The following is a 14,884-nucleotide window of genomic DNA, read 5'->3' on the forward strand; positions in this document are numbered from 1 at the left end:
TATCAATCACATGCTAATAATAAATCTATGATGACAATTCGTTTTTCACTGACGCTGTTTACGTGTCTGCTCAATTTACTTGCTTCTTGCCGTCAAGGGCAGTCAATAGTTGGTGTAAGCAACCCGCAAACGCAAATAAAAGTAGATACCCTGATTACCAAACTCAAAAACCCTTGGGGCGGTGCTTTTCTACCCGATGGCGATATGCTATTTACCGAGCGCTCCGGCATTCTGTACCGCTGGAATCCGCAAACCAAAGCCCTTACGCCGCTGGAGGGCTTTCCCCAAACCGAAGTTTTTGCAAACGGTCAGGGCGGGCTGCTGGATGTACAACTGCACCCGGATTTTGCAAACAACCAACTGATTTATTTTTCTATGTCGCGCAAAGTTGATGACGGCGGACATACGGCACTCTATCGCGCCAAACTGTCGGGCAACAAACTGTCTGATGTGCAACTGCTTTTTCAGGCGCAACCTGCCGGTAGAGAAGGCTTTCACTTTGGCTCGCGCATTGCTTTTGACGAAAATAATTTTGTCTTTATGAGCATGGGCGACCGTGGCAGACAAGACGAAGCCCAAAAGCTAAGTTCGCACAACGGTACGATTATCCGCCTGCACGACGATGGGCGCGTTCCTGCTGATAATCCGTTTGTAGGTACTGCCAATGCGCTGCCCGAAATATGGTCTTACGGGCATCGCAACGTACAAGGCATGATTTACGATAAAGCCACCCGGACACTTTGGGCGCATGAACACGGAGCAAAGGGCGGCGACGAGCTGAATATCGTAGAAAAAGGTAAAAACTACGGCTGGCCTGTCATTACCTATGGCGTAAACTACAACGGTACGCCTATCAGTAATCTCACTGCCAAAGAGGGAATGGAGCAGCCTGTTAAATACTGGGTGCCATCCATCGCTCCCTGCGGTATGGCGATGGTTAATTCAGATAAGTACCCCGAGAGTTGGCAAAATAATATCCTTATAGGTGCATTAGCGATGCGGCATATCGCTCGTTTAGAAATGAAAGAGCAAAAAGTTGTAAATGAAGAAAAACTGGTTGAAGGCATGGCGCGTATCCGTTGGATAGGACAAGGCCCCGATGGCTATATCTATGTCCTTTCTGAAGGGCCGGGTATGCTGTTCCGCCTGCGCTACGACAGCAACTAATTTTGTTTTGCAATGATGTAAGGCTGTCTAAAATCCGTGTGCTATTCCGATTTTTGGACAGCCTTATTTTGTCAATGACTACGCATTTTCCCGAAGCTGTACTGCTCCGTGTTTAATTCTTTCAACCACGCTGGGATCTAACAACGTAGAAGTATCGCCCAGATTAGAGGTGTCCCCTTCGGCGATTTTGCGCAGAATGCGGCGCATAATCTTGCCTGAGCGTGTTTTGGGCAGCCCGTCCACTACCTGGATAATATCGGGTTTGGCAATCGGTCCGATGACGCGCGTAACTTCGCGGTTTACCGCCATGCGGAACAGTTCCATATCAGGTGGCGTATCTGAACATATGATAAAAGCATAAATGCCCTGCCCTTTGATGTCGTGCGGATAACCGACCACTGCGCTTTCCACCACAAACGGATGCTCATTGATTGCATTCTCTACTTCGGCAGTACCAATGCGGTGTCCCGAAACATTGATCACATCATCCACGCGTCCGGTAATGCGGTAATAGCCGTCTTCATCGCGTCGGCAACCGTCTCCCGTAAAATATAGGCCTTTGTAGGTGTTGAAATAGGTTTGTTTGCAGCGTTCATGGTCGCCGTAGGTGGTGCGCAACATGCTCGGCCATGGAAAACGGATGCACAGGTTGCCTTCGGCAGGGTTGCCGTGAATTTCGTTGCCTTTGTCGTCCACCAACAAGGGTTGAACACCCGGCAGCGGTAACGTGGCAAAAGTAGGTTTTTGAACGGTTATTCCTGCCAGCGGCGAAATCATCATGCCGCCTGTTTCGGTTTGCCACCAGGTATCTACAATCGGGCAGCGGCTTTTACCTACGTAGTCGTGGTACCAGTGCCATGCCTCTTCGTTGATAGGTTCGCCTACCGAGCCGATGACGCGTAGCGAATCCAGATTGTATTGGCTTGGAATAGCTTCGCCGAAACTCATCAGTGAACGAATAGCTGTTGGCGCAGTGTAGAAAATATTAACATTGTGTTTTTCACACACTTGCCAGAAACGCCCCGCATCCGGATAGGTAGGGATACCTTCAAACATCAGCGTAGTAGCACCCGAAAGCAGCGGCCCGTAAACAATGTAAGAGTGCCCCGTAATCCAGCCCACGTCAGCAGTACACCAGTAAACTTCTCCCTCGCGGTATTGGAACACGTTTTGGAAGGTGTAAGCGGTATAGACCATGTAGCCTCCGCAGGTGTGTACAATACCTTTGGGTTTGCCTGTGCTGCCCGAAGTATAAAGAATAAACAACATGTCTTCCGCATCCATTTCCTCGGCAGGACAGTGCGCATCTACTTTGCTTATTTCATCCTGCCACCACACGTCGCGGTCTGGGGTCATAGGAATGTCTTGTGTACCTTTTTTAAATACAATACAACGCTTCACATTTGGACACTTGGCCATCGCTTCGTCCACAATTTCCTTGATGCTGATTTGTTTAGCGCCGCGCTCACCTATGTCTGAGGTGATAACGACTTTACAATCTGCATCTAAAATACGGTCGGCGAGCGACTGCGCCGAAAAGCCTGCAAATACTACCGAGTGGACAGCACCCACCCTTGCACATGCAAGCATCGCTATTGCTACTTCGGGGATCATTGGCATGTAGATACACACCCGATCGCCTTTTTGTACTCCATTGGCTTTCAATACATTAGCAAAGCGGCAGACTTGTTCGTAAAGTTCCTGATAGCTCAGGCAAACGGGGGGCTGTGTCGGATCGTTGGCTTCCCAAATGATAGCTGTTTGGTTAGCGCGTTCGGGCAGGTGACGGTCTAAGGCATTTTCGCAGATGTTCAATTTGCCGCCGATGAACCATTGGACGTGGTAGTCGTCGAAGCTCCATTCCAATACTTTGTCCCAAGGTTTGCGCCAATGGAAACTTTGGGCAACTTCTGCCCAGAACTGTTCAGGAGAATCTACGCTTGCGCGGTACTGCTTTAGATACTCTTCGAAGTTTGAAATGCGTTTCATTTTCGTTTGATATATTAAGGAACTGAAAAAAATATAAGGTAGCTGCTGATTCGCCTGTGCGGTAAGTTAGCAAAAGTTTTGCAAGTTTTTCACAAAATTTACTTGCCTGATCGGTCAAATTTAGGACAGTTCTACTTCCATCAACCTATGGATGCGGTATTGAACGCCTGTATTGATCTCTTCGCAGCGACAGTAGGTACGGAGCATGGCTAATTTGCGAAAGCGCCTGCCGTCTGCCAAGTTAAAAACCCCGCCCATAGGGACATTTTCCAGATATTCTCCTCTTTGTTTATTATAGCTATTGAGTGCTTTGTATAGCGCATGATTGCGCGTACTGGAGGCCTGTGGATCTTTGAGGTAGTTGGTAATTATCTCTGCCAACTGCGGCGGGAAAATCTCCTTTTGCAGAAAACCTGCCATGAGTTCGCGAAAAGCCGCTTTCCATTCCTCGCCGTGCGGAGCAACGCTGCATCCGTAGCGTACATAGGTAACCAAATGCGCCAGTTCGTGGGTAAACGTCAGTAGGAAAGCATAGCAGTTCAAATCTCCATTGATGCGGATACAATGCTGTGGGCGCTTGGCTGTAGGTGCATGATAGCTTCCCAGCAAAGATTTACGCTTGCGAGAGATAATCAACAGGATCTGATGGGCTGCAATCCAACTCACTACCTGTTCAACTGCACCGCTAGGAATATGCCTGCTTATGCGTTGTGCCAGTTCAGAGCGTGTCATGCACAAGTCTTGTTATTGATACTGGATGCGGTTATAGCTGTTCCACTTCTTTTTATATCCTTTTCGGTTGATCGAACAGGAAGATTGGGTACAAGAAGCGGCACTCAGACCGATCAGGATAAAACCAATGATAAGTAAGTTGTGCATTTTTAGTCGAGTAAATAGTTGAGATAAAGTTACAAAATTTTGTACGACTACCAACAGGCACGATTTTGGGAAAAATAAAAGAAATGCAGCAAAAACAAGTAATTGACTTAACTTTCATTGATTATTTTGTACCTCCCTTGAACAACCCTTATCATATGAAGCAATTTATTTTTATGGTATTTTTTTTGACCGGTACGCTCGTCAGCATCTGTTTTGCGCAGCGGGGTGCCGGTCTGCAAAACTTTGGAGATGCTGAAAGGTTACGCACAAACAAGCGATACGATGCTGCTTTGCAGCAGTATAACAAAGCGGTTCAATTAGAGCCGGATGTGCCGGATTACTGGTATGGAATGGGTGAATGCTGGTGGGCAATGAAAAATCCCGTCAAAGCATTGGAAGCACTCAAAAAAGCTAACGAGGTCAAGAAAGATTTTGTAAAATCCTACGACCTTTCGGGGCGCATCCTGAATGCGATGAAACAGTTCGAGAAAGCCGGCGATCAGTATGCACTTGCTTTCGAGTACTATCAAGATCCTGCTAAGAAAATAGCTGCTGCTATTGCCGGATCAATTGCCTACAACAGAGTTAAGCAATACGATAAAAGTCTGATGCTCTTAAGTAAAGCTAAGCAACTGCAACCCGATCATCAAGAGATCAACTATTTTGAAGCCAAAACTTTCAATCAGCAGAAGCAATACCAAAAAACTATTGATGTATTAACGGCATTCATGCCTGTAGTGGCAAAGATGTCGCAAAAAGATGCTGCCAAGTTTTACTACGAATTAGGACTGGCCTATCACAGGCTGGAGGACTATCCCAACGCTATGGAGGCTCTGAAGAAGGCAGATTTCGGCAACTTCAAGCCACGCGTGTACGAACTTTCGGCAGAGTATTTTTTCAAAGCAGCCGATGCCTATGCTAAGGTTTATGAATACCAGAAAGCCAACGAGTTGCTAAGTCAGGCAATCAAGATCCGCCCGAACTACAAGGAAGCTAACGACCTGCTGCGGGAAATCAACGAACCAAGAACGGAAGTAGTGAAGCGCATCAGAGCAGAGATGGACTCTATTAATAAAGAAAAGAATCCTGAAAAGAAATCCAAGATGCACTGCAATCTGTGCCGTAACCAATTTAAGGCAGGAGAATATGCTGCCGCTGCTGCCGCTGCCGAAGAGTGCCTCCGTACCAATCCGCGCAATATTCCGTTTATTTTTTACAAATCTATTGCCCAATATAAAAGCGGCAACCAAAGCATGGCAATTTTTGAAATGGATAAAATTTCTAAAGCACCTAACCTGCCTGCCGATACTAAAGCCATGATGTTTTTTGCTCTGGGACTAATGTACAAAGAGGATAAGCAGCCGCAGGTTGCTGTAGGCTTTTTCAGGCGGCTCAATGGGTCTGCTTTCGCCGAAGCTGCTAAGATTGAGCTCAAAGCATTGCGGCGAGGCAACGATGCATCGGCAGACGATGAAGAGGAGGATGAGTAAACTTTGCTTACTTTGCAGCCATGTTTACAGCTTCTGAACTCATCTTAAATGCTGATAGAAGCATTTATCACTTGCATCTGCGCCCCGAACACATCGCCCAAACGATCATTGTCGTAGGTGACCCTGAACGCGTGCCTAAAATAAGCCGATATTTTGATCGCATTGATTTTCAGACCAAAAAGCGCGAGTTTGTAACGCATACGGGCTACATAGCCAACAAGCGCCTGACGGTCATCTCTTCGGGCATCGGAACAGACAATGTCGAGATCCTGCTGACAGAGTTAGATGCGCTTGTCAATATCAATCTGGACACCCGCGAGTTAAAACCTACGAATACTGTACTGAATATTATCCGCATCGGTACTTCGGGATCGCTACAGGCGGATATCCCGACGGGCAGTCGTTTGGTATCAACAGCTGCGGTGGGTTTAGATAATCTGATGAGTTTTTATGCACTGCCGCAGTCGGCAAAAGAACTTGAATTCTGTAGCGCTTTGCAGCGGGCAACCCGATTGCCGTTTGTACCGTACTGTGTAAGTGCCGATGCGGGCTTGGTCGGACTTTTTACAGCAGGTAGCGAGCAGGGTATTACACTCACCGCACCGGGGTTCTATGCACCGCAAGGCAGGCAACTAAGAGCACCGCAAAAGCTCACAGGATTCCTCGATGCCTGTGTCAGTTTCCGAATGGAGCACGAGCGGCTCACCAATTTTGAAATGGAAACGGCTGCTTACTATGCCTTTGCAAGGCTGCTTGGGCATCGGGCCGTATCGCTGAACGGCATCTTGGCAAACCGTGCGCTACAGCGCTTCGACGAAAATCCCGAAACGACTGTAGATAATCTGATCCGCTTTACACTGGAAAAAATTGCTGCCTCGAACCTATAAGCTCAGGTAAGATGAATTTCTACACAATCATTGGCGCTCTCCTGCTGACCTCGCTATTCATAAGTAGGGCAGGCGCGCAGTCAGATAAAGACGATGCAGTGATACGCGCGTCTTTGCAGGCACAAGCTAGGGCATGGAACAATGCAGACTTAGACGGTTTCATGTCTTACTACCTTCGTTCGGAACAACTGAAATTTGTCAGCAAAAGCGGTGTGCAATATGGCTGGCAACCGCTCTACGAGCGTTACAGGAAAAATTATCCGGGCAAAGAGGGAATGGGCAGGCTTCAATTTGAAGTCATTGAAAATGAACGGCTTGCAGCAGGAGTGTACCAAATGATCGGCAGGTGGGAACTAAAGCGCACCGCAAAGGACGGCAGCGAGGAAACTCTGGGTGGCTACTTTACCCTCACTTGGCGCAAAGTTAAAGGCAGGTGGCTGATCGTAGCCGACCATACCAGTTAGGCAGTTGTTAGTTTTCCAATACCTCAATTTCTACACGGCGGTTGAGTTCGCGGCCTTCCAGCTCCTGATCGTTGCTCGCAATTGGGCGCTGATCGCCGTAGCCCACAGCGCGAACTCGCTCGGCAGCAATCCCCGATTTTTCCAGATATGCTTTTACTGCATTAGCTCTTGCTTGAGAAAGTTCGAGGTTCATTCGTGGATCACCGGTATTATCGGTATGCCCTGCTACTTCTATTTTGACCGAAGTATATTGGCGCAGAATATCGGCGAGCGCATCTAATTCTTTAAACGATCCGGACTGAATCACATCCGATCCTTTTTTAAATTTAAGCCCGCGTAAAATAAATTTTTGATTTTTTTGCCAGCCTGCGGGCAGTGCATGCGTTGCTATTGCTTCTTGGGCAGGCATAACCGCTTCCTCAGTTTCTTGTGTTGGTTCTGCTATGGCCAACGGGGCATCTTCCTGTACTGCGTTTTCCTGTCGTTTTTGAACCTCAAATACGCGGGTGTCCGCAGGTGCTATGCGATTCCATGCTGTTGTGCGATGGATGGGGTTAGACCCAAAGCGATACCCGACGATCAGTTCATGCGAACCGTTGGTTACAGCTCCGGCAAATTGGTTGGAAAACTCATAGGCATAACCAAAGGATAAGCCGCCTATATTAACACCGGCGCTAAGCGCACTGCCATAGTTAGTGCGGTGTAAAATACCTGCCCAAAGTTGGTTATTCCATTCGGCTTTGAGATTCAGGTCAAATTGCCCCGCATTGTTGAGGTAAGCGCCCCCGATTCGGTAGAGCACAAGCGGTGTAAGAACAAATTTTCCCGCCGCCACAGGAATGCGATAAGAGACAGTTGCTACCGAATGATTGGCATAGCGGACAAAGTCGCTGCCGGTGCCTTCGCGAATATTGCGATTAAAAAGTTGCGGAAAGGCAAAACCGATATTAAGATTGTGCAGCGCAAAATTGAAACCGAAAGCGCCATCTACTACTGCCGTATTATTGATTCGGTACAAGGCAGGATCTATCGCATCGCTGCCCTCGAGGTTGTCCCAGCGAACGTTGTTCAGCATAGCGCCGATGGACATGCCAAAGGTCAGTCGGCTGTATCTGCTAAAGTCCACCCCATAAGCATAGCTCATTTGCGCACCTGTACGGCTGAGTACGCCTGCATTATCGCGGTACACTCTTCCTCCAATACCCATACTAGGGCTAAAGGCGTTTTGGTAAGTGAACATTATGTTTTCAGGAGCACCCTGCACCCCCGACCACTGATTTCTATACATAAAGTGCATAATGTTGCCGTCGAAACCAACAAACGATGGATTATAAAAATACCTGTTTTGCTGATAGAGAGAAAACAGCGCTGTCTCTTGTGCGTAAAGCTGCAAGGGAATCAGTATCGCTAACAAGCATCGGAATAAAAATCCTGACTTTTGCATTTCAAAAAAACATTTGTTTGCACTTAACTATTTTATTTACAACGAAGCTACTAAAATAATATTGCTTAGATGCAATATTTTATTAGATAAATTTAATTTTACTTTGTAGCTTATCTTGCAATACACTGATTATCATACCTTTACTGCCTACTGATAAAGTAGGCGGCACTTTAAGGTAGCTTGTTCAAGATGCAACGTTATGTGGTGAGACACAAAAACTTACAACTGTCATTCTTAACGCATTCAATTAACAAAATATACAATTTTACTGCAAATTAGTCAGTATTAACGGCTTTTTTTCGTATAAAGAATTGCATGATGGGTCAATCATCATCACCCTGTAACACGCTTCTTAGGGTGTGTTTTATGTAAAACAGGTTCAGTATCTCCTACGAAGCAGAAAAAAGGGGCAAGGTTGATTTCCCACCATATTGTCGTTAAACAGATCAAACTCATGGAAAAACGCAGCGGAAAAAGTGATTTTATCCGTGAAGAAATGGCTAAGGATTCGTAGCTTTGTCTTATGTGGCTGACCATCAAACTCGTTTTCGAAAGTTTCCTTTTTGCCTTGGGCGCACTGCGCGAGAACCTGCTCCGCACGATACTCTCGCTGCTGGGCATAACTATAGGTATTTTTGCCATCATCGGCGTACTGACGATGGTAGATGCATTAGAAAAAGGTATCCGCCAAAGTCTGGCTTTCATGGGCGATAAGGTAATTTATGTAGATGTATTTCCATGGAATTTTACTGACAGAGACTACCCTTGGTGGAAATATTTCCAACGCCCGAATCCGACTTACAACGAGTTTAAATTTTTGGAACGCAATCTCTCCGAGGCATCTGCCGTAGCCGTTTTTGCTGTGCGCAGCAATAATATTGTCAAATTCAAGAACAGCAGTCTAAGCGGCGTAAATATACTTGGCGTTTCGCAGCAGTATAATCTAGCAAGCAAAGTAGATATTGATCAAGGGCGCTACTTTAATCCACAGGAAAATGAACGAGGGCGCAATGTCGTTATATTGGGGTACACTATTGCCAAAGAATTGTTTGGCGAAGCCGACCCGATCGGGCAACAGATCATCATCAGAGGTAATAAGTTTAGCGTTATCGGCATCCTGAAACGACAAGGTAGTACCTTGCTTAACACGCCCAGCACGGACAATGTATGTATGATACCATACACAGCTATGACGAAAATGTTCAACTTAGGACGTAAGGGCATACGCCCGCAAATCATGCTGAAGGGCTATGATGACGACGTAGGTTTGGTACTTTTGGAAAACGAAGCTCGCGGGCTGCTCCGCGCCTATCGCGGGCTGAAGCCCCGCGAAGATGATAACTTTGCGCTTAATCGCCCCGAAGCCTTTGCCGCGCTCTTGGATGGTATCATCGCCGTAATGACCTCTGCGGGCTGGTTCATTAGTATTTTCTCCATGCTGGTTGGCGGATTTGGCATTGCCAATATCATGTTTGTATCTGTCAAAGAGCGTACAAACCTGATCGGTATTCAAAAATCGCTGGGGGCAAAAAACTTTTTTATCCTCTTCCAATTCCTCTATGAAGCGATGCTGCTGTGTATCATCGGAGGTATTGCAGGGCTATTACTGGTTTCGATGCTGAGTTTCTTCTCTACCGAAAGTTTTGAAATCAGCCTCAGCATAGGTCGCATTGTGCTTGGCTTGATACTGGCATCTGTCATCGGCATTATCGCAGGCATAGCTCCTGCAATTGTTGCGGCGCGCATGAGCCCTGTTGAAGCCATTCGATCTAAATAATAACCCGGATCTGGTCAATATTTTTTTACAAATAGCATTTGCATCACACATCAACCTATAAACTACTGCATATTATGGATACGCACGAAAAGTACATCAGTTTCCAGTACGACGAAGCCAATCGAATGCTTACCAGTGTATGGAACACAACAGCATACATGTCTGATGAGGAATATCGGCAAGTTGCGATGGCATACCGCCACGCCTGCGAAAGATACAAGCCTTTACTCTCGCTGATAGACAGCAGAAATGCTAATTATACCATTCCTGTAGCAACACAGGAGTGGCTTAATGAGAATATTTACCCGCAATGTGTAGCAGCAGGCGTTCACAAGTTAGCTTTTCTGGTTGCACAAGATTTTTTCACCCAAATCAGTTTAGAGTTGATGGTATCCGATGCTGAAGAAGCAATTACACCCGATTTGTTGCAGCAACGCTTTTTCGATGACTTAGATAAAGCTCGAGCTTGGCTACTCCGCTAAGCAGACTGTATATCAGCATATTGACAGAAGCTACCTATATTTGCCACATATTTTTACCGGGAAATCTGTTACGAATGGCAAAACTATTCCGCTACTGTATCATAGGATACCTAATGTGCCTGCCCTATGTCGCACTCACACAGTCCTTACAGGAATTTACCAACAGCTTCCAACTGGGTAAAAAGCTGATCGAGGATAAAAACTACGAAGGTGCAAAAGACGCATTAACCAACGTGCTGAAAGATGTATCTCAAAATCCTTACTATAAGCACGGTACGTATCTGTACGCACTGGCAAACTATCACACAGGTGATTTTCTGCGCTGCCGCGAAGCACTCACTAATCTGCTGAACCGCTATCCCTACTGGGAACAAGCCGAAGAGGCGCGCTTGCTCGCAGCGCTGGCAAGTCTTGCTGCCAATGATTTAAATACTGCCAACTCCATAGGCAACGCACTGAAAGACAATCAGATGCGTAAAACCTTTGAACAAGCTAAAGCAATATACACACAAAAAATAGCAGATAAAACCGCACCCAATACTTCTACGCCTGTTGCCGGAACTAAAAAACGCTACCATGCGGCAGTGATGCTTCCTTTCATGCTCAGCGAAACAGATGCTACCAAGCCCGGCAGGCGCTTTCAGTTTGTGTACGATATGTACGAAGGCATGAAACTGGCACAGGAAGATCTGGCCGGTGAAGGTATTGATATTGAGCTACATCCTTTTGATACCGAGCGCAGCAACGTTACCATCAGGCGCAAATTGAACGAGCAAAAAGGTCTGGATTTGCTCATAGGCCCGCTGTATGCCAATAATGCAGAACCAATGTCTGACTATGCAGCACGGCATCAGATAAGTATTGTCAATCCGTTTGGGACAGGTGTAGAGTTGCAAAAAGACCCAAGAATACTGCTCGCCGAGCCGGGCGCTGCGATGCTTGCCCAACAAGCCGCCTTATTTACCGCTCAACAACTGCCCGGCAGAACAGCTATCATCTATTACGGCAATAATGCAGAGGACTCCCTAATGGCTTATACCTACAAGCAAGCACACGAAAAAAACAACGGGCGCGTGCAGGTCATTCGCTCCATCAATCCCAAAACCAACTTTCAGCGCATTGTCGGAGACCTACAAAACGCCTCCCGCACCGACTCAACACATATCTTTGTATGCGCCCGCCAGCCCGCAGTTGCTGTCAGTGTTGTAAGTGCCGTGCTATCGTCCAAACGCTCGCTGCCAACGATCACCACGCACGACTGGCTCAACTACGATCTGCTTAGCTATGATCAACTGCAACTTGCACAGGTGTATTTTATCGTACCTGATTTCATACGCGAAACAGCTGCCAAAGCCCGATTTGATAAGCTAATTGTAGAGCGCACCAATATGGTGCCTTCCAAGTTTGCCTATATTGGCTACGAAAGTTTGTATTTCTTCGGAAAAATGCTGCATAAATACGGCAGCAACTTCCAGCAGCACCTCAGCAACGAGCCTGTCTATGAAGGGCTAATGATGCCCGGCTTCGACTTCCGCAACGGCAGGGAAAATGCCCGTGTTGCCATTTGTACATTCAATAATGGCATTTTCGAGCAGGTATTTCCGCCGCCGCGCTAAGTACTTTAGGATTTGTATTTTTCCGCAAGGCGGCTGATAATAGCCCTGTCTTCTTCGCTGATATTCTTCGGCGAGTGTATCTGTAGGGTTACATACAGGTCGCCGCGTTGCTCGGGGTTGTCGTAAACAGGCATTCCTTTGCCTTTCAGACGGAAAACCTTACCGCTGTCGCTGTTTTTTGGGATAGGAAATGCCACTTCTGTTCCCAACACATTGATATTCACCTTTTCACCAATAATGGCTGCAAAGCTATTAACAGGCAGGGTGTAGTATAGATCGTTTCCCTTGCGCTCGAAGAGTTTGTGTGGCTTTATCTTGATCTTCACAAACAAATCGCCTTTAGTACCACCAGGAACGGTACTTTCGCCGCCGTGTCCGGTCAGTTTGAGCGTTTGCCCGTCGGCTACCCCGGGCTTGATCTTGAGGCGCAACTTTTTATCCATTACCGATAAGATGCGGGTTACACCATTGACCGCATCTTCCAAAGAGATTTCTATTTCTGTTTCATAGTCTTGACCGCGCATACCTGTAGCCCTGCGGGATGAGGTTTGTGCTTCTTCTGCCCCGCCAAAAAACTGCCGAAAGAAATCAGAAAAGCCACTTTCGCCGAAAATATCGCCGAAATTAAATCCACCGCCTTCCTCCTGCCGCCACGAACGTCCGCCCCTATATGTTTGTCTGCCCATGAAGTCTTCAGGGTTTCCGCCGTACTGGCTGTATTTCGCCCAGTCTGCTCCTAATTGATCGTAGTATTTGCGCTTTTCAGGGTCGCTCAGTACCTCGTTGGCTTCGGTTATCTCTTTGAATTTAGCTTCTGCAACCTTATCGCCCGGGTTTTTATCGGGGTGATATTGCTTGGCCAATTTGCGATATGCCTTCTTTATCTCGTCTGCTGTAGCGTTTTTAGATACGCCCAGTATCTTGTAGTAGTCTTTGTATTCCATGTTGTTGGTTAAAAAAATAGGCTTCCTTGTATTAACGAAGCCTTTGTGCTTTGGGTTCGCTACAATTTGAGGATTTTCATTTCTACGCGGCGATTTTTCTGTCGTCCGGCTTCAGTACCATTGTCGGCAATTGGCATAGAGCCGCCAAAAGCTGCCGTTGCTATGCGGTCTTCCTTAATCCCGCGCTGTGTGATGTAATTTTTTACTGCTGCTACGCGTCGTTCGGAAAGTGTTTGGTTTTTTTGCGGATCGCCTACGTTGTCTGTATGTCCGCGCAACTCAATTGAAATATTTGGATTTTCTTTCAGAAATTCAACTAACTTGTCCAATTCGGAATAAGACTCTCGGCGCAACATGAAACTGCTTTGCTCAAACAAAACATTAGACAACTGGATCGTTTTACCCACCTCCACCTTCTCGTCTTTGAATACAATGCTGCTCTCTTTACCCGTATTGTTGTTGTTGCTGTTTTCCGGCGAACGGTTGGGCTGAGGTACCGGGCGTGTAGGTTCAGGTTTTGGCTGCTCGGGGATGTGGGCTACGACAGGCTCTTCGGGTTCGGGCTTTTTGAGTCGCCAGAGTTTGATAGTCCCGTCGTAACTGCCCGATGCAATCAGTTCGTCGGTAGGGCTGAAACGCGACATACGCACTATCTGCCGATGCCCGCCCAAAGTAGCGATGAGTTTGCCGTTGCTCAAATCCCATATGCGCACAGAAGAACCGTAAGCAGACGTAGCCATTAGCTTACCATCGCGACTGAAAGATGCACCGCTGTAATTTTCAGGGTCAGTTACCTGATAACTGTTTAGAATACGCCCATTGGTAGCATTCCATAAAGTAACTTTGCCATCGTAACTCCAAGTGGCGATGCTATTAGGGAAGGGGCCATTTACTACATCGTTAAGATAATTACCATCATAGCGAAAATAACGCGCCATAATGCCATTATTAAGGTCTATAAATTTGACCAAATTGCCCACCGTTACTACAAGGTACTTCTCATCTTGCGAAACGGTGCCGCCTGTCACGGTGCTATACCACCTGCCGCTGGGTTCGTTGGTGGAATGAATCACTTCGGCGGGCTGTACTTGACCCGAAATCGCCATTTTGAGATCGGCTTTCATGATGTAGCCGTTGTCACCGCTGAAATAGATATAGCGGCTGTTGGGTGAAAACACTACAAAAGAAACCGATACCAAGTCCTGCTTAAAAATACCCGAAAAGGTAGGAAAAGGTTTGTTTTGAAAGCAGCCAATGTTTTTTCCGGTGGCTACCTCCCATACACAAGCCGTTCCTTCTTCGCCGGCGCTTGCCAATAGCTTGCCGTCTTTATTAAAAGTTACTTCGTAAACTGTTTTGGCATGTCCTTTCATTTTGCGCAGGATTCTACCTGTGGCAACGTCCCAAATGATGATTTGTCCGTCAGATCCGCCGCTGGCAAGCATTTTTCCATTAGGGCTGAAACGGATGTTTTGCACCTGCCCTTCATGACCTTGCAGGGTGCGTTCCAACTGAAATTCCTGCGCTCGGCTATTGCATACCCAAAATGTAAACAAAGTTGCCAATAGAAGCAGTGGAATAAAATGTTTTTTGCTCATCGCAGTGCAATTGAGTTTATGATAGATAAAAACGCGCTTTTGTGTTGAAGGTTAAATTATTCAGGGGCGCGAAACGCATTTTACGCAAATTTTAACAAATTTCCTGCCTAATGTAGAGCAGCGCGCCAAACTGATGAAATGGATCAT

The 14,884-nt window shown here is 46.7% G+C and carries 13 protein-coding genes; 7 read left to right on the forward strand and 6 right to left on the reverse strand.

Annotation, left to right across the window (positions count from 1 at the left end):
* Positions 1-27: 27 nt before the first annotated feature.
* Positions 28-1,167 carry a PQQ-dependent sugar dehydrogenase gene (locus ACWIP2_RS06910; protein WP_448519181.1) on the forward strand — a complete coding sequence of 380 codons (1,140 nt, stop codon included), beginning with the start codon at positions 28-30 and terminating at the stop codon, positions 1,165-1,167.
* 78 nt (positions 1,168-1,245) lie between these two features.
* Here ACWIP2_RS06910 and acs read toward each other — a convergent pair whose 3' ends face one another.
* The 3 genes from acs to ACWIP2_RS06925 form a co-directional block, all read right to left on the reverse strand.
* Positions 1,246-3,156: an acetate--CoA ligase gene (gene acs, locus ACWIP2_RS06915; protein ID WP_448519182.1), complete on the reverse strand. Its 1,911-nt coding sequence runs from the start codon at positions 3,154-3,156 to the stop codon at positions 1,246-1,248.
* Between the two features lie 120 nt (positions 3,157-3,276).
* Positions 3,277-3,888: a SprT-like domain-containing protein gene (locus ACWIP2_RS06920; protein WP_448519183.1), complete on the reverse strand. Its 612-nt coding sequence runs from the start codon at positions 3,886-3,888 to the stop codon at positions 3,277-3,279.
* 12 nt (positions 3,889-3,900) lie between these two features.
* Positions 3,901-4,035, reverse strand: coding sequence for a hypothetical protein (locus ACWIP2_RS06925; RefSeq protein ID WP_448519184.1), 135 nt, complete (start codon positions 4,033-4,035; stop codon positions 3,901-3,903).
* A 155-nt stretch (positions 4,036-4,190) separates the two neighbouring features.
* Here ACWIP2_RS06925 and ACWIP2_RS06930 point away from each other — a divergent pair, with 155 nt between their 5' ends.
* The 3 genes from ACWIP2_RS06930 to ACWIP2_RS06940 are packed head-to-tail and all read left to right on the forward strand — an operon-like array spanning position 4,191 to position 6,876.
* Positions 4,191-5,525: a tetratricopeptide repeat protein gene (locus ACWIP2_RS06930; protein WP_448519185.1), complete on the forward strand. Its 1,335-nt coding sequence runs from the start codon at positions 4,191-4,193 to the stop codon at positions 5,523-5,525.
* Positions 5,526-5,545: 20 nt separating this feature from the next.
* Positions 5,546-6,412: a nucleoside phosphorylase gene (locus ACWIP2_RS06935; protein WP_448519186.1), complete on the forward strand. Its 867-nt coding sequence runs from the start codon at positions 5,546-5,548 to the stop codon at positions 6,410-6,412.
* A gap of 11 nt (positions 6,413-6,423) precedes the next feature.
* Complete coding sequence (locus ACWIP2_RS06940; protein ID WP_448519187.1) at positions 6,424-6,876, forward strand: YybH family protein; 453 nt, start codon at positions 6,424-6,426, stop codon at positions 6,874-6,876.
* A 7-nt stretch (positions 6,877-6,883) separates the two neighbouring features.
* On the opposite strand, the gene ACWIP2_RS06945 is transcribed toward ACWIP2_RS06940, so the two are convergent.
* Entirely contained in the window at positions 6,884-8,320 is a 1,437-nt protein-coding gene (locus ACWIP2_RS06945) for a PorP/SprF family type IX secretion system membrane protein (protein WP_448519188.1), read from the reverse strand.
* Between the two features lie 523 nt (positions 8,321-8,843).
* Between ACWIP2_RS06945 and ACWIP2_RS06950 the strand changes: the two genes are divergently transcribed.
* From ACWIP2_RS06950 to ACWIP2_RS06960, 3 genes are all read left to right on the forward strand, one after another.
* Positions 8,844-10,097, forward strand: coding sequence for an ABC transporter permease (locus ACWIP2_RS06950; RefSeq protein WP_448519189.1), 1,254 nt, complete (start codon positions 8,844-8,846; stop codon positions 10,095-10,097).
* Positions 10,098-10,171: 74 nt separating this feature from the next.
* Positions 10,172-10,579: a hypothetical protein gene (locus ACWIP2_RS06955; RefSeq protein ID WP_448519190.1), complete on the forward strand. Its 408-nt coding sequence runs from the start codon at positions 10,172-10,174 to the stop codon at positions 10,577-10,579.
* 74 nt (positions 10,580-10,653) lie between these two features.
* Positions 10,654-12,195, forward strand: a complete 1,542-nt coding sequence (locus ACWIP2_RS06960; RefSeq protein ID WP_448519191.1) for an ABC transporter substrate-binding protein — start codon at positions 10,654-10,656, stop codon at positions 12,193-12,195.
* A gap of 5 nt (positions 12,196-12,200) precedes the next feature.
* On the opposite strand, the gene ACWIP2_RS06965 is transcribed toward ACWIP2_RS06960, so the two are convergent.
* Together ACWIP2_RS06965 and ACWIP2_RS06970 are read right to left on the reverse strand one after the other, a co-directional pair.
* Entirely contained in the window at positions 12,201-13,139 is a 939-nt protein-coding gene (locus ACWIP2_RS06965) for a DnaJ C-terminal domain-containing protein (protein WP_448519192.1), read from the reverse strand.
* Positions 13,140-13,198: 59 nt separating this feature from the next.
* Positions 13,199-14,737, reverse strand: a complete 1,539-nt coding sequence (locus ACWIP2_RS06970; protein ID WP_448519193.1) for an OmpA family protein — start codon at positions 14,735-14,737, stop codon at positions 13,199-13,201.
* Positions 14,738-14,884 lie beyond the last annotated feature (147 nt).

Source organism: Rhodoflexus sp. (genome assembly GCF_053489755.1).

What these genes read in the sequence shown, in the direction of transcription:
- ACWIP2_RS06910 (WP_448519181.1), top strand. Translation starts at nt 28, where the DNA reads ATGATGACAATTCGTTTTTCACTGACGCTGTTTACGTGTCTGCTCAAT.
- acs (WP_448519182.1), bottom strand. Translation starts at nt 3,156, where the DNA reads ATGAAACGCATTTCAAACTTCGAAGAGTATCTAAAGCAGTACCGCGCA.
- ACWIP2_RS06920 (WP_448519183.1), bottom strand. Translation starts at nt 3,888, where the DNA reads ATGACACGCTCTGAACTGGCACAACGCATAAGCAGGCATATTCCTAGC.
- ACWIP2_RS06925 (WP_448519184.1), bottom strand. Translation starts at nt 4,035, where the DNA reads ATGCACAACTTACTTATCATTGGTTTTATCCTGATCGGTCTGAGTGCC.
- ACWIP2_RS06930 (WP_448519185.1), top strand. Translation starts at nt 4,191, where the DNA reads ATGAAGCAATTTATTTTTATGGTATTTTTTTTGACCGGTACGCTCGTC.
- ACWIP2_RS06935 (WP_448519186.1), top strand. Translation starts at nt 5,546, where the DNA reads ATGTTTACAGCTTCTGAACTCATCTTAAATGCTGATAGAAGCATTTAT.
- ACWIP2_RS06940 (WP_448519187.1), top strand. Translation starts at nt 6,424, where the DNA reads ATGAATTTCTACACAATCATTGGCGCTCTCCTGCTGACCTCGCTATTC.
- ACWIP2_RS06945 (WP_448519188.1), bottom strand. Translation starts at nt 8,320, where the DNA reads ATGCAAAAGTCAGGATTTTTATTCCGATGCTTGTTAGCGATACTGATT.
- ACWIP2_RS06950 (WP_448519189.1), top strand. Translation starts at nt 8,844, where the DNA reads ATGTGGCTGACCATCAAACTCGTTTTCGAAAGTTTCCTTTTTGCCTTG.
- ACWIP2_RS06955 (WP_448519190.1), top strand. Translation starts at nt 10,172, where the DNA reads ATGGATACGCACGAAAAGTACATCAGTTTCCAGTACGACGAAGCCAAT.
- ACWIP2_RS06960 (WP_448519191.1), top strand. Translation starts at nt 10,654, where the DNA reads ATGGCAAAACTATTCCGCTACTGTATCATAGGATACCTAATGTGCCTG.
- ACWIP2_RS06965 (WP_448519192.1), bottom strand. Translation starts at nt 13,139, where the DNA reads ATGGAATACAAAGACTACTACAAGATACTGGGCGTATCTAAAAACGCT.
- ACWIP2_RS06970 (WP_448519193.1), bottom strand. Translation starts at nt 14,737, where the DNA reads ATGAGCAAAAAACATTTTATTCCACTGCTTCTATTGGCAACTTTGTTT.